Genomic DNA, 15,118 nt, shown 5'->3' with positions numbered 1-15,118 from the left:
AACTCAATAATAAATTTAATTTAAAACCATAAAAAATGAATACAATAGAACAATTACACGGTGCATTTGCAAGAGCTTTTGAAATTCCTGTTGCAGAAATAAACGATCAATTAGAATATCAATCTATATCTGAATGGGACTCTATGAGCCATCTGGTTTTAGTTCAAGAACTTGAAAGCACTTACAATATTTCTATCGAAATGGAAGACATTCTGGAGATGGGCAGTGTAGCTAAAATTAGAGACATCTTGAAAAAATACGGATACGAAATTAATTAGAACCTGCTTGATATATGGAACTATATAATTTAATTAGGAAAAACGAAAAACTGGTCTTCACAGATTCCAGCACCGGCATTTCAAAATCTATTGAAGAAATGCATCAGTCGCTGGAAATTGAAAACCTGCGTGCTGTAGTTTTTATTTATAATGACAATCAGCTTCCTGCTGTAGAAACATTATTAAACTTCTATCAAAGCAGATATACAGTTGCGCTATTAGGCATGGGAATGCTAGAGAACTTCAAAGAAAATCTAGAGCAAAAATATACGCCTTATTATATCTATGATCCTTCTCGCAGCTCAATTGAAGGTTACACAGCTGTGAATGCTTCAGAAACGATTGTATTATTTAAAAGAAATACCAATATACTTTATCCGATACATGAAAAAATTAAGCTTCTTCTAAGCACTTCGGGAACTACAGGTTCTCCCAAATTTGTGAGGCTTTCAGATGAAAATCTTGTTGCAAATGCAAAATCAATTATGGAGTACATGCCTATTGAGAGTGAAGATGTTGTGCCTTTAAATGTTCCGATCAATTTTGTTTACGGACTGTCTATCTTTACTACAAACTGCATTAAAGCAAAAGAAATTGTATGCACTGATAAGGATGCTTTTCAAAAGGAGTTTTGGGAAGATTTCAAAAAGTATGGATTTTCAACTTTAGGAGGAGTGCCTTATTTTTATGAGATGCTTTACAGTATCGGATTTTTTAGAAAAGATCATCCTTCGCTAAGATATTTAACCCATACTGGCGGAATGCTAAATAATAAGCTGATTGAAGCTATCGCATCTTTCAGTGAAAAATTCGGCAAAAAATTCTTTGCGCAATATGGACAAACCGAAGCTTGCGGTCGTATGGCTTATCTGCCGCCAGAAGATCTTCTTAGAAAAGGAACTTCTATTGGAAAACCAGTCAGAAACGGGCAATTTGAGATTGATCCTGAAACTTCGGAATTAATTTATAGCGGACCGAATGTTTTTGGAGGTTACGCTAATATCAGAGATGATCTTAAATTTTTTGAAAAGCAAGAAAAACTGTACACTGGCGATAAAGCTAGAAAAGATGAAGAAGGCTATTACTTTATTATAGGCAGAATCAAAAGAATTGTAAAGTTATTTGGGGTTCGATTCAATCTTGACGAAACAGAACTTCTTCTAAAGGATGCTTTGGGAGGACAGACCGTAATTTGCCTTGGAATAAATGATAAATATCTGGCCGTAATGTATACAGATGAGAGTTTGACCAGAGAGTTGATTCATACGGTTCTTAAAGCCAAACTAAATCTGCACTCAAGTTCTATCAAAACAGTGCACATTACTGATGTGCCGCTCACAGCAAACGGGAAAGTCAATTATCCACTGCTGAAAAGCACTTTAGAATCTGAAATACTGGTTTAATAAAAAGCCCCTCATAAATGAGGGGCTTTCGTTTATTTACTCGTTTTAATTTAAAACTTAAACGCTAAATTTACTAAAAAGTGAGCTGGTGGCTGTGGCGCTCCCCATGAACTCCAATATTTTTCATTTGTGATATTGTTCAGCTTAAGACCAATTCTCCAGTTTGCCTGCTCGTAAAAAACAGTTTGGTTAAAAATGGTATATGACGGAATATAGAATGTATTTGCCGTAGACATATAACTTTTATCCACATAATTAGCTCCTGCACCGATACCAAAACCTTTTAAAGCATTTTGAAATTTATACGAAGCCCAGAAGTTTACCACATTTGCCGGAGCATCTTGCGCTTTATTTCCTTCAATTGCTTTATTGGCATCGCTTGTTTTCACAATTCTATTATCATTATAAGCGTATCCTGCTGTAATATCTAGTCCTGGGAAAGGATTAGCAATAAGTTCAAACTCCACTCCTTTACTCACCTGCTTCCCATCTTGCTGATAAACAAGATCTGCCTGTCTGATAACAGCATTGTCATTTGTAATATTATAATAACTGAAAGTTGTACTTAATTTTTTATTGAAAAGTTCTGCCTTTACCCCCGCTTCATACTGATTAGCATACAAAGGATCTAAAACTAACTGACTTCCATCTGGCTGGTTAACAGGCGCCAAATTCTGAAATCCGTTCATGTAATTTCCAAATATAGAAATCTGATCCTTCAAAATCTGGTATACAAGTCCTAATTTTGGAGATAACGAGTTCTGGTTGTATCCTGGTACTGCACCGCTATCTTTTCTTTCAAAGTTATCAAAACGAAGACTTGCCATCGCAAATAAACGGTCTGAAACTCCTAAAACATACGAAGCATATCCGCTGAAAGTATACTCGTCTCTTCCTGCGCGAATCACTGGTGCAAGCAACACAGCATCAATATCTTTTCTTCTTACTGGCGTAAAATTAGTTGTTACGTCAATTGTTCTAAACGCAGCCGCTGGAGTTGGCGTAGAAGAAAATGTGTCGGTATAATATCTGTAATTGATACCTGCTAAAATTTTATGCTTTAAAATTCCTGTAGTAAATTCACCATTAATATTTTCCTGAATATTGGTATAATTGCTTGAAATAGGTCCAAAAAGAGTAGCTCGAATCGTAGCCGTCGTTGGAGAAGTCCATGTTGGCAACACTTGGTAGCTGTACTCTACATCTTCATTTACATATGAAAACAAAGTAGTCGATTTCCATCGCTCAGAAATTTGATATTCAGCTTGCACAAATGCTTTTGCTGACGATGTTTTTGCATCGGCATCATCATGTACAAGCGATTTTTTATAATCGAGTTTGATCTGGCTTGGATTGCTAATTCCTGAAGCTGCCGTAACAGCTGGATACAATGGCCTTGTGTTATTAACATTAAACAATTCTGCATCAATGTTAAATGTAAGTTTCTCATTAGCCTTAAAAGTGATGCTTGGCGCGAAAGACAAAGTATTATTAAATCCGTAGTCTAAAAAGCTCTTTTCTCTGTTTACTGCTGCATTTAATCTGAAAAGAACATTTTTATCTTTAGTTAAAGGCGTATTAACATCTACAGTAAGTCGGTTGGTGCTGAAACTTCCTCCAGTATAAGACACCTCCGTAGCCGAAGTTTCAAAAGGTTTTTTGGTAACCAAATTGACAACCCCACCAAAAGAAGAAGCTGATGAACCAAATAAAGTTCCAGATGGACCTTTCAACACTTCAATTCTTTCCACATTGGCAATCCCTACAGAAGATCTCCCCGAAAGAGTTTCCATCCCATTTCTTGAATTAATCCCCACACTAAATCCTCTAAAGATTACAGCAAATCCACCTGAAGGAAAATTTACAGGCACAACCCCAGGTGCATTTCTGACAGCGCCAGCAATATCAATAACAACCTGTTCCTGAATCAATTCTTTATGAATAACATTATAGACTTGTGGATTTTCAATGTTTTTAAGTGGCATTCTGGCTACATAAGTAGTCTTCTTTGAGATTAAGCTTTTTCTGTTATTAATGACCACTTCCTCCAATTCTTTGTTCGAGACATTAAGCACCACATTTACTGTTGCAGTTTTTCCATTCTCTACAGTAACTTGTTGTTCAGAAGTTTCGTAGCCTGTTAAAGATACCAAGAGAGTATAATTATTTTCTCTAATTCTGCTTAGTTCAAAATAACCGTCTTCATTTGTAAAAGTACTGTATTTTGAATCTTTAAGAATAATATTTACTTCTGATGCTGGTTTACCGTCTGAGGTGGTTATTCTTCCATTAATTTTTCCATGCTGTTGGGCATAAGAAACAGTTATAAAGAAAAAGCTAAAAATAAATAAGAAATGTAATGCTTTTAAACTAAAATATTTCATCTGATTATAAATTTGGTTAGTACTGTTTTTATTCATTCTAAATAAAAACGATGCAAAAATATAAATTAATATTAGTTTAACAAGCAAATACTTTACTTAATCCTAAAACTTACTAAATATCAACGGAATCAAAATTATGCTTCGTTAGGCATTTCAGATTATTTATTTCGAAATTCTTAAAATTTCCTTTAAAATAATTTCTATTAATTCTAAATAAATATAAATTTGTACGGATTTTAAATCAAAAAACAGATTTTAATTCACACCATAATTTTAAATGAAAGGACTAAAAAAGAAAATCGGATTGCTGCATTTATGGCTTGGACTAGCTTCGGGCATTATAATCTTTATTGCTGCAATAACGGGCAGTCTCTTAGTTTTTGAAAAGGAAATTGACGGCACTCTTAATCCCGATTATTACAATGTTTCGGAAATTGGAACCGAGAAAAAAAGCTTGGATTATTGTGTAGGTATACTGCAAAAAGAATATGGAGTACAAGAAATAACCCGAATTAGCACATTCAGCGACCCTTCACGCACGATCCAAATTTTCGGAAAAGATGCAGACAAAAAAGTTTATCTGTTTTCTGTAAATCCCTATTCAGGTAAGGTCCAAGCATCAACACTTCAAAAAAGCAGATTTTTTGCCGTTGTTTTAGAAATACACAGACAGCTCTTAATGGGGGAAACTGGAGGTATAATAATGGGAACGTCTTGCTTAATTTTTGTTTTTATGTTAATTTCAGGACTAGTACTATGGTGGCCTAAAAAAGTGAAAAACTTAAAACAAAGGCTTAAAATAAAATGGAATGCCTCTTTTAAGAGAGTGGTATGGGATTTACATTCAACGGTCGGATTCTATTCTTTTTTTATATTATTGATAATTTCATTAACAGGATTATTTTTTGCCTTCAGCTGGTTTCAAGACGGTGCGCTTTATCTTGCTGACGGAAATAATAAAAGGCCTCCCGCTAAAATCGAAAATCCAACAAAAACAGACCCCGGTTTATTAAAAACAGATTTTTACCAGAGCATTTATAATCAATCTGACAGTTTCTTCCCCTATAAAGGAAATATACAGATCAGAATGCCGGCCGATACAATAAATAGTATTTTGGTTTTAAAAGAAAACACTGAAAGACTTATTCCCCATCAATCAAGCGCAGCTTATTTTGACAAATATACTGCTGAGAATATTCAGGCAAGACCATATTCATCTTTTTCTAATGGGGACAAATTAAAACGTCTTATCTATCCAATTCACACCGGAAGCGTATTCGGTCTGCCGACAAAAATTTTAGCCTTACTGGTTTCATTGCTTGCAGCGACACTTCCCGTTACAGGATTTTTAATATGGCTGCGAAAAAAACGAAGCTGAATAGTTCCATGTCCACATAATCGTAAACAATTGGCACTTGCATCGTGGCACATCTAGCTTTTGAATTTTTGACTTAAATAAATTCTCAATGCGGGGATCCAGTTCCAGAAATTCACTATCCAGCATTTATAGGGATGCATGGCAAAAGGTACAAATGGGGCACAAATCTGAACAAAACAACACCTAAATATTCCAAAAAACAATTGAATAAAAAAATAGCCAAAATGTTAATTGCCAACATTTTGACTATTCTATTTGTTTTTATTTTGGATTTCTTTGCGCCTTCTACTTTCCGATGCAGAAATTAGCAAAAATATTCCCCAGCAACTCATCATTAGAAACCTGACCTGTAATCAATCCAAATTGATATAAAGCTTCGCGGATATCTAGCGCCATAAGATCGCTTGAAAGACCCGATTCTAAACCAAATTTTACTTTCTGAATTTCATCTAAAGCTTTTAATAACGAATCATAATGTCTCGTATTGGTTACAATTGTTTCATTATTACGAAGCGCTCCTGTATTTACAAAAGACAATAATTCATTTTTTAAATCCTCCACTCCTATTTTTTCTTTCGCCGAAATCAATAACAGTTTAGCATTTAAATTTTCTAACTGATTGGTAATATTTGCTACTTCCTCTGCAGATAGAATGTCTTTTTTATTCACCACAATAAGCAGTGGTTTTAGTGGGTATTTATTTTTGATCTGTTCAATTTCATTTACAAATTCAGAACTTGACGTTTGAAACTTTAATCCGTCAAACAAATAAATTACAACCTGTGCTTGGTCAATTTTTTCGAAGGTTTTCTTGATTCCGATACTTTCTACAACATCTTTAGTATCACGAATTCCAGCTGTATCAATAAATCTAAATCCGATTCCCCCAATTACCAATTCATCTTCAATGGTATCGCGCGTAGTTCCGGCAATGTCAGAAACAATTGCCCGTTCTTCGTTTAATAAAGCATTCAATAACGTCGATTTCCCAACATTCGGTTCACCAACAATTGCAACTGGAATTCCGTTTTTAATTACGTTTCCAACAGCAAACGAATCGATTAAACGTTTTAAAACAAATTCAATTCTATTTAATAATTCATGAAATTGCGTTCTATCTGCAAACTCTACATCTTCTTCTGCAAAGTCTAATTCCAATTCAATTAAAGAAGCAAAATTTAAAAGCTCTTCTCTAAGTTTAGCGATTTCATTACTGAATCCGCCACGCATTTGCTGCATCGCGATTTGATGAGAAGCTTCATTATCTGACGAAATCAAATCTGCCACCGCTTCTGCCTGCGATAAATCTAGTTTTCCGTTTAAGAAAGCTCTCAATGTAAATTCACCAGCATCAGCCATTCGGCATCCATTTCGAAGCAATAACTGAATAATCTGCTGCTGAATATAAGTCGATCCGTGACAAGAGATTTCAATTGTATCTTCTCCCGTATATGAATTCGGGCCTTTAAATACAGAAATCAACACTTCGTCTAACGTTTTGCTTCCGTCTACAATATGTCCTAAATGAAGAGTATGCGTTTTCTGCTTGGTTAAATCTTTGTTTTTAATAGATTTAAAAACCGAATTACCAATTGTAATAGCCTCGGCTCCAGAAATACGAATTATGGCGATAGCTCCAGCTCCCGAAGGCGTAGCCAAAGCAACTATAGAATCTTGATTTATCATGCTGCAAAGGTATAAAAAAACGCTCAAATTCTTTTCTGTGTCAATACAGCAGCATTCAAATAAGAAATCTTCCAATTAATTAAGATTAATAATTTATTAATTGTTAAAATACTGATAAATATCAGGTTGTTTTCTTCGCAGAATGAGTAAATTTGAGAGACAAACCTTAATCTTAAGTACTATGAAAAAGATATTATTCCCAACTGATTTCTCTGATGCTGCTACCAATGCATTTGTCCATGCTTTAGAATTTGCTAAAGTGGTAAACGCCGAATTAATCTTACTTCATACATTCGAGATTCCTGTTTACGACAGCCAATTCTTTCCAGAGAATTACGCTTCTATTTATAGTTCAATCGAGCTAGCAAAATTTGAAACGTTTAAGGATGAAATTCCGAAACTACGAACTATTGCTACTGAACGCAATTTAGAAGATATTGTGATCAAACACCGTTTAATGGATGGTGATCTTATCTATAATCTTAAAAACGCAGTCGAAGAAGACCAAGTCGATTTTGTGATTATGGGAACCAACAGCGCTTCTGATTGGACAAAATTCTTCACGGGTTCAAATACAGAATCTGTCATTTCAGGAGTTGAAGTTCCAGTTTTATGCATTCCGATCGATGCTAAATACAAAAAGGTTAAAACAATTGGTTTTACCACACGATACCGAGAAAAAGACAAAAAAGAACTAAAAAAAGTTTTGAAGATTGCCAAAAAAACTGATGCTAAAGTTAAGTGCTTATATGTAAGAACATCTAATTCTGATGTTACAGAAGAAGCCAGAAAAGAATTCGAAAAGGAATTCGCTGGAGAAAATGTTGAGTTTTTAGTGCTGCCAAGTGATGATGTAAAAGAAACCATCCTCGACTTTGTGTTATATAAAGACATTGATATTCTAACGACCATAACGCACAAACGCTCTTTCTTTGAAAGTCTTTTTGACTCTAGTTTTTCAAAAAAAATAGCCAAAGAAGTGACGATTCCTATTTTGGTCATGCACGAAGATTAAATAACAATATTGATGATTTTGTGACTTAAAAGCTATATTTGTAGCTCAAGCAAAATAATAGAATGAAAGCATATCCAGACAACGTTGCAAAATATTCAGAACTCTATAATAAAACCAACAAAAAATACAACAGCATAAGCCTTTTGCGGTTATTAAGTATTTTTCTTTTCTTGTTTTTTATGTTTTATTACATCAAGACAGATCAAATACTTTATGTTATTCTAGCTGTTTTGTCTTTTGCTGGTTTTATTTTTTTTATGAGAATACATTCGAGAGTGTCATTTCAAAGATTACTTGCAGAAACACTTTTAAAAATTAATCAGAATGAAATTACTTTCTTAAAAAGAGAAAAAACACCTTTTGAAAACGGAGCTGAGTTTATCGATTTTCATCATCCGTATGCTTACGATTTGGATATTTTTGGAGATCATTCTTTGTTTCAAAATCTAAACAGAACCGCTTCTTTTATTGGAAAAAAAACACTCGCAGAATTATTGCTTCATACGCTGCCTGAAACAGAAATTTTAGAAAATCAGGAAGCTGTAAACGAATTAAAAAGCAAAATTGATTGGCGGCAGGAATTTCAGTCTTTGGCAATTTTAAGTCAAGATTCAAAGCAATCTTATGAAGCGATAAAACATTGGACTTCATTTACAAATAATTCATTGCCTAAAGTTTTAGTTGCATTATCATTTATTCTTCCAGTAACGTTTTTTGGTTTTCTGGCAGCTTATTTTATTACATCAAAAACCATTCTTCTTTCTTACTTAACGTACGTCTTTATTGCCAATTTAATTGTTTTGGGAAGAGCCGTAAAGAGAATTCAATCGGAAATAGCAAAAGCAGATAATGTCGCTAACATCATAAAACAATACAGTTTATTGATTGAAAAAATTGAACGTGAGTCTTTCCTATCTAAAAAGCTACTCCATTTACAAAAACAATTGAATTTCAAGAATGCCAAAGCGAGCCAGCATTTAAAACAGCTTTCGGAGCTATTTTCAAGAATGGATACAATAAATAACTTTGTAACTGCTACGTTATTCAACGGAACATTCTTATTCAATCTTCATGTTTTAAAAGCACTTTTAAAATGGAAAGAAGATTATGCTTCAGAAATGAATCATTGGGTTTCTATCATTGGCGAAATTGAAGCTTTAAATAGTCTAGCTAATCTAGCTTATAATAATGAAGATTTTGTTTTTCCTGAAATCAATTCAGATTATAAAATCGAATTTAAAAATCTAAGCCATCCGTTACTCAATCCTGCAACAAGAGTTGGAAACGATACACAATTTCACCCACAATCTTTTGTGATTTTAACTGGTTCGAATATGTCAGGAAAAAGTACGTTTTTGAGAAGTTTAGGTGTTAATATGGTATTGAGCGGAATTGGGTCAGTAGTTTGTGCATCAGAAGCTAAAGTGCATCCATTGCCAGTATTAGTTTCAATGCGATTATCTGATTCTTTATCAGATAGTGAGTCTTACTTTTTTGCCGAAATTAAACGTTTAAAACAGATTATGGATGAACTTGAGAATCAACCAGCTTTTGTTTTATTAGATGAGATTTTAAGAGGTACAAATTCTGATGATAAAAGAAATGGAACAATTGAAGTGGTAAAGAAAATAATTTCTAAAAAAGCCATCGGTGCCATCGCAACTCACGACATTGAAGTTTGTTTGACGACAAATGAATATCCTGAAATTTTGACCAATCAATGTTTCGAAGTTGAGATTCAAAACAACGATTTACATTTTGATTACAAACTCCGAAACGGAATCTGTAAAAACAAAAGCGCTACATTTTTGATGCAGAAAATGGGGGTTATTTAATTATGAGTTATGAATTATTTACTATGCCTTAAAAACATTCATAACTCATAATTAGTTTTCCTCGTACATTTCCATCCACAAACGAGTTTCTTCCAAATCTAGTTCTTTTTCTATTTTGCGAAAGATTTCTTCATTTACAGAACCAAACTTATGCATTGATTCTAATTTTGCTCTTTCTACATTCAGCAGATCGATTTGGATTTTAGTGAAATCATTAAAAATTTCACCGCCAAGAAGCTTTCCGTTTCCGAAGAAATTAGCAGGAAGCTCAGTCTTTTGAAGGCGATTGAATTTTACTTCGTATTTGCTTTTAATATTATGAAGCAATTCGTCATTCAGCAGTGAAAAATTATCTTCAATATGCGCAATAGTTTCTGAGACAATCACATTTCGAATATTGTATTCTTCTGCAAGTATCGAATAACGTTCAATTTTCAGCTTCTTGATCAACCATGGAAGCGTAAGACCTTGTATAACCAAAGTTGAAAGTATAACACAGAAAACTAAGTATATAATTAAATTTCGAAGCGGAAATTCTTCTGTTTTATTCAGCATTAGCGGAAGCGCCAAAGCAGCCGCCATAGAAACCACGCCACGCATTCCCGACCATCCAAAAATGATCATATTTCGATAATCAAAAGCCTCTTTTTCTCGAATCCTTTTACTAAGCATTCTCGGAATCATCGTTGCAGGAATAACCCATAAGAAACGAACCAAAATCACTACGACACTTATAACCGCGCCCCAGATAAACAATGAATTCCCAGAGTAATTGCTAATTCCTGCTATAATCTGTCTTAATTGAAGTCCGATTAAAATAAAAATCAAACCGTTCAGAATGTTATTTAAGACATCCCAAATGGTATTTGTCATAATTCGACTTTCATGAGAAAAAATTGTTCCCGATCTCGCAGCCAGAAAAAGACCTGTCGTTACCACGGCCAAAACTCCCGAACCATGAAAATGCTCCGCAAGCAAATACGAGGCAAATGGTGTCAATAATGTCAATGTTACCTCGATAATATCATCGCAAACAAATCTTTTATGAATATAGTACATTATATATCCAATTGCCAAACCTATTGCGATACCTAGAACCGACATCAAAACAAAGTTTAATCCTGCTTCCCATAAAACAAAATTTCCTGCTGTAATAGCTGTTAAAGCATACTTATAAGCCACAAGACCACTAGCATCATTTAGCAGACTCTCTCCTTCTAGAATAGCTATCAATCTCGGATTTAATCCTAACCCTTTTGTAATGGCAGTTGCCGAAACCGCATCTGGAGGCGAAATAATTGCGCCAAGCAAAAAAGCTAACGGCCAAGACATATCATCTATTAGCCAATGCGCAAAAACAGCAACCAGTCCCATAGTAAAAAAGACTAAACCTACAGCAGCAAAAGTTATCGGACGAATGGATTGTTTAAAATCGGACCAGCTGGTATGCCACGCCGCATGGTACAAAAGAGGCGGAAGAAATATAACAAATACTATTTCTGGGCTCAAAGCAATTATAGGAAGTCCTGGAAAAATACTAATCACAACACCGCATAAAACCAAAACAATCGGAATCGGGAAATTATATCTTTTGCTAACAAGACTAAGAAAGGCTACACCGAAAAGCAGCATAATGATTACGGTAATATTCTCCATTTATTGGCGGTATTTATTGATTTTATGTTATGCAATTTGGGTACTAAATTAAGATTTTATGACCACTAAATTAAATTAGCAGTAAAAAAATAGAAGATCAATTTATTGACTTACATCAAACTTTTTGGCTTTAAACAACTTTAGATTTGCTTTTTATTAATTCAACAAAAATTTATGATCAGTACAGAATTAAGTCCGTTGGTGCAATTTGGAATTTCAAGTAAAGAGCGTGTTGAAAATGCTTTGGAACAGCTTAAAAACGGAAAAGGCGTTTTGGTAACCGACGATGAAAATCGCGAAAATGAAGGCGATCTGATATTTTCTGCGCACCACATGAACGTTCAAGATATGGCTTTAATGATTCGAGAATGTAGCGGTATTGTCTGTCTTTGTCTTACGAATGAAAAAGCCGATCAACTGGAACTTCCCTATATGGTAAAAGAAAACACAAGCAGTTTTCAGACTCCTTTCACCATAACAATTGAAGCAAAAAACGGAGTTACTACTGGAGTTTCCGCGCAAGATCGAGTTACTACTATCAAAACAGCTGTTGCATCAAATGCAAAACCAGAAGATCTGGCAAAACCCGGACACATTTTCCCGCTTAGAGCAAACGATAATGGCGTTCTAGGAAGAAATGGCCATACCGAAGGAAGTGTAGATTTAATGAAATTAGCAGGTTTACAGCCAGAAGCCGTTCTTTGCGAATTGATGAACGAGGACGGAAGCATGGCTAAACTGGACAAAATCATTAGCTTTGCACAAGAACACGATTTGGTGGTTTTATCTATTGAAGATATTATCTATTACCGCAAATTCGTTAGAGATTATAATTAAATGATATACGAACAGCTTGGTAATTCCATTCGAAAAAGCATTGACGTTTCTGATGAAGATTTAGAAACCATTCTCTCCTATTTTAAACTTATCAAAAAAGGAAAAAACGAGATTTTACTGGCTCAAGGACAAATTAGTCAAGAAACTTTTTTTGTTGCCAAAGGCTGTTTGCGCATCTTTTTTATTAATGAAGAAGGAAAAGACGCCACACGATATATTGCTTTTGAAAATCAGTTTGCTACGGCTTTAGTTAGTTTTATAACCAAAATGCCAGCGCTTGAAAATATTCAGGTTGTGGAGAAATCGGAATTACTGAGCATTTCTCACGAAGATTTTAATCATTTAATGAAAATTGTTCCGCAATGGCGTGAGTTTTACAGCAATTATTTGGAGAAAGCTTATGTGAATAATGCTAATCGATTAATGTCTTTTACAACTATGGATGCTTTGGAACGATACAATCAGCTTTTGAAAATAAATCCTGCAATTGTAAAACGGCTTCCAAATAAAATTGTAGCTTCTTATATTAATATTTCTCAGGAAACTTTGAGCAGATTGAAGTCGAAGGTTTGATTTTTCTTTTGCCACTAAGACGCTAAGACTCTAAGTTTTTTTTTTAGCCACAGGCGAAGCAATTCGCAAATTTAATTAAATTATTATTTCAATATGAATTGCCTCCAGCTTTAGCTGGAGATAAAAAAGGGGAATAAGGAGGCTTTAGCCAAATTCAAAGTTTGGCTAAAGCCTTTTACAGTTTAAAACAAAAACCTCCAGCTAAAGCTGGAGGCAATTCATATCTGTGTCTTTAATCAGCTTAAATCTTTTAAAATCTGCGTGAAACCCTTTGCGTTTCTTAAAAGTAAATCTTAGCAAATGTTAGCGGTAAAAATTCACAATAAAAAAACCGAATCTAATTTAAGATTCGGCCTTTTGACTTTTATGATTCACAGCTGCTGCAAGAAACAAGACTTGTTACTAATTCTTTAGAAACACTTTGGCTTCTTTGGTAGTACAAACTTTTTACTCCTTGTTGCCAAGCTTCGATCATTAATCGGTTTACATCTTTAATAGCCAATTCTGCAGGAATATTAAGATTTAAACTCTGTCCTTGATCAACAAATTTCTGACGAATTCCAGCTTGCTGTACAATTTCTAACTGGCTAATTTCTTTAAAGGTTTTAAAAACATCTTTTTCCTGCTGAGTCAATTGATCCATGTGCTGAACACTTCCTCCGTTTAGCATAATTCCTCTCCAAACTTCTTCGTTATCCAGCCCTTTTTCTTCAAGCAGTTTTTTCAGGTATTTGTTTTTACGCATAAAATTACCTTTGCTTAATCCTGCTTTATAATAGTTACTGCTAAAAGGTTCAATTCCTGGCGAAGTTTGTCCTAAAATCGCAGAAGAAGATGTAGTTGGCGCAATTGCCATTGTCGTTGTATTACGTCTTCCGTAACCTTTTAACAATTCTGGTTCGCCGTAAATTCTAGCCAATTCTTGACTTGCTTTATCAGCTTTATCACTAATATGTTTGAAAATTTCAGTTGTTTTCATTTTAGCTTCCATTCCTTCAAACGGAATCATGTTTTTCTGCAAATAAGAATGCCATCCTAAAACTCCTAAACCAAGCGCACGGTGTCTTTTTGCAAATTTATTAGCAGCAGAAAGATAATAATTACCTTCTGTTTTTTCGATAAATTCCTGTAAAACGGCATCAAGGAAAAAGATCGCCAATTTTACTGCTTCAGTATCTTTCCATTCTTCATACAATTCTAAATTCATTGAAGAAAGACAGCAGATAAATGATTCGTCATGTGTAGACGGAAGCATAATCTCACTGCACAAATTACTAGCATTAATCCTAAGATTCTGATCTTTATAAACTTGCGGTTTATTTTTATTTACATTATCACTAAAGAAAATATAAGGCAATCCTTTTTGCTGACGGCTTTCTAATACTTTCGCCCAAATTTGTCTTTTTTCGGCATCACCATCAATCATTTCCTGCATCCAATAATCGGGCACACAGATTCCAGTAAACAAATTCTGAATTGGGTTTCCGATACTTTTAATTTTCAAAAACTCTTCAATATCCGGATGGTCAATATCCAAATAAGCAGCAAATGCACCGCGACGAACTCCACCTTGAGAAATTGTGTCCATAGCTGTATCAAAAAGCTTCATAAAACTTACAGCTCCACTACTCTTTCCGTTGTCGGTTACAGCACTTCCGCGTTCGCGCAATTCACCGAAATAACCAGAAGTTCCGCCTCCAATTTTGGTCTGCATAATTACTTCTCCAAGCTTATGTGTAATTCCTTCAATTTTATCTGGAACATGAACGTTAAAACAAGAAATTGGCAAACCTCTTTCTGTTCCCATATTTGCCCAAACTGGGGAACTAATACTCATCCAGCCTCTTTCGATCATTTCCATGAAAGATTCTTTCAATTCTGGTTTGTATAGTCTTTTTGCTGCAGCCGTACAAATTCTATCAATTGCTCCTTCTACGGTTTCGCCTTTTAAAAGATAACCGCGATTTAAAATCTGTTCACTTTCAGAATTTTTCCACCACATTTTACTGTCGTTTTGTGGTTCAAAATTGTTATTTTCAGGGTTTATGTCTGTCGTATTCATAATGTATTATA

11 protein-coding genes are annotated in these 15,118 nt (G+C 34.5%); 7 read left to right on the top strand and 4 right to left on the bottom strand.

Translation table 11 applies throughout. The annotated features are described in order from the left end of the window. The first annotated feature begins 35 nt into the window (after window positions 1-35). Complete coding sequence (locus RB618_RS15045; RefSeq protein WP_308069488.1) at window positions 36-278, top strand: acyl carrier protein; 243 nt, start codon at window positions 36-38, stop codon at window positions 276-278. Between the two features lie 14 nt (window positions 279-292). Further along, the gene (locus RB618_RS15040; RefSeq protein ID WP_308069487.1) at window positions 293-1,681 is read left to right on the top strand and encodes an AMP-binding protein; all 1,389 of its coding nucleotides are present in this window, start codon (window positions 293-295) and stop codon (window positions 1,679-1,681) included. 50 nt (window positions 1,682-1,731) lie between these two features. Here RB618_RS15040 and RB618_RS15035 read toward each other — a convergent pair whose 3' ends face one another. Next, a complete protein-coding gene (locus RB618_RS15035; protein ID WP_308069486.1) occupies window positions 1,732-4,065 on the bottom strand; it encodes a TonB-dependent receptor in 2,334 nt (777 codons plus the stop codon). A gap of 277 nt (window positions 4,066-4,342) precedes the next feature. Here RB618_RS15035 and RB618_RS15030 point away from each other — a divergent pair, with 277 nt between their 5' ends. Beyond that, window positions 4,343-5,443, top strand: coding sequence for a PepSY-associated TM helix domain-containing protein (locus RB618_RS15030; RefSeq protein WP_308069485.1), 1,101 nt, complete (start codon window positions 4,343-4,345; stop codon window positions 5,441-5,443). 285 nt (window positions 5,444-5,728) lie between these two features. Here the strand turns inward: RB618_RS15030 and mnmE are convergent, their stop codons facing one another. Beyond that, the gene (gene mnmE / locus RB618_RS15025) at window positions 5,729-7,129 is read right to left on the bottom strand and encodes a tRNA uridine-5-carboxymethylaminomethyl(34) synthesis GTPase MnmE (protein WP_308069484.1); all 1,401 of its coding nucleotides are present in this window, start codon (window positions 7,127-7,129) and stop codon (window positions 5,729-5,731) included. Between the two features lie 181 nt (window positions 7,130-7,310). On the opposite strand from mnmE, the gene RB618_RS15020 reads away from it, so the two are divergent. Together RB618_RS15020 and RB618_RS15015 are read left to right on the top strand one after the other, a co-directional pair. Next, the gene (locus RB618_RS15020) at window positions 7,311-8,144 is read left to right on the top strand and encodes a universal stress protein (RefSeq protein WP_308069483.1); all 834 of its coding nucleotides are present in this window, start codon (window positions 7,311-7,313) and stop codon (window positions 8,142-8,144) included. A gap of 62 nt (window positions 8,145-8,206) precedes the next feature. Beyond that, a complete protein-coding gene (locus tag RB618_RS15015; RefSeq protein ID WP_308069482.1) occupies window positions 8,207-9,979 on the top strand; it encodes a DNA mismatch repair protein in 1,773 nt (590 codons plus the stop codon). A gap of 51 nt (window positions 9,980-10,030) precedes the next feature. Here the strand turns inward: RB618_RS15015 and RB618_RS15010 are convergent, their stop codons facing one another. Beyond that, window positions 10,031-11,635 (bottom strand): Na+/H+ antiporter, encoded by a 1,605-nt coding sequence (locus tag RB618_RS15010; RefSeq protein ID WP_308069481.1) that lies wholly within the window; start codon window positions 11,633-11,635, stop codon window positions 10,031-10,033. Between the two features lie 174 nt (window positions 11,636-11,809). On the opposite strand from RB618_RS15010, the gene ribB reads away from it, so the two are divergent. Both ribB and RB618_RS15000 read left to right on the top strand, forming a co-directional pair. Beyond that, complete coding sequence (gene ribB, locus RB618_RS15005; RefSeq protein WP_308069480.1) at window positions 11,810-12,472, top strand: 3,4-dihydroxy-2-butanone-4-phosphate synthase; 663 nt, start codon at window positions 11,810-11,812, stop codon at window positions 12,470-12,472. After that, window positions 12,473-13,045 carry a Crp/Fnr family transcriptional regulator gene (locus RB618_RS15000; protein ID WP_308069479.1) on the top strand — a complete coding sequence of 191 codons (573 nt, stop codon included), beginning with the start codon at window positions 12,473-12,475 and terminating at the stop codon, window positions 13,043-13,045. It begins immediately after the preceding gene. Window positions 13,046-13,409: 364 nt separating this feature from the next. Here RB618_RS15000 and RB618_RS14995 read toward each other — a convergent pair whose 3' ends face one another. Then, on the bottom strand, window positions 13,410-15,107 hold the full coding sequence (locus RB618_RS14995; protein ID WP_308069478.1) for a ribonucleoside-diphosphate reductase subunit alpha: 1,698 nt from the start codon (window positions 15,105-15,107) through the stop codon (window positions 13,410-13,412). Window positions 15,108-15,118: the final 11 nt, after the last annotated feature.

Origin of the sequence: Flavobacterium sp. LHD-85, from assembly GCF_030929595.1 — a bacterium.
GTDB lineage: Bacteria > Bacteroidota > Bacteroidia > Flavobacteriales > Flavobacteriaceae > Flavobacterium.
Note: the sequence above shows the minus strand (reverse complement) of the source record. Positions and strands in the feature narration are given on the sequence as shown.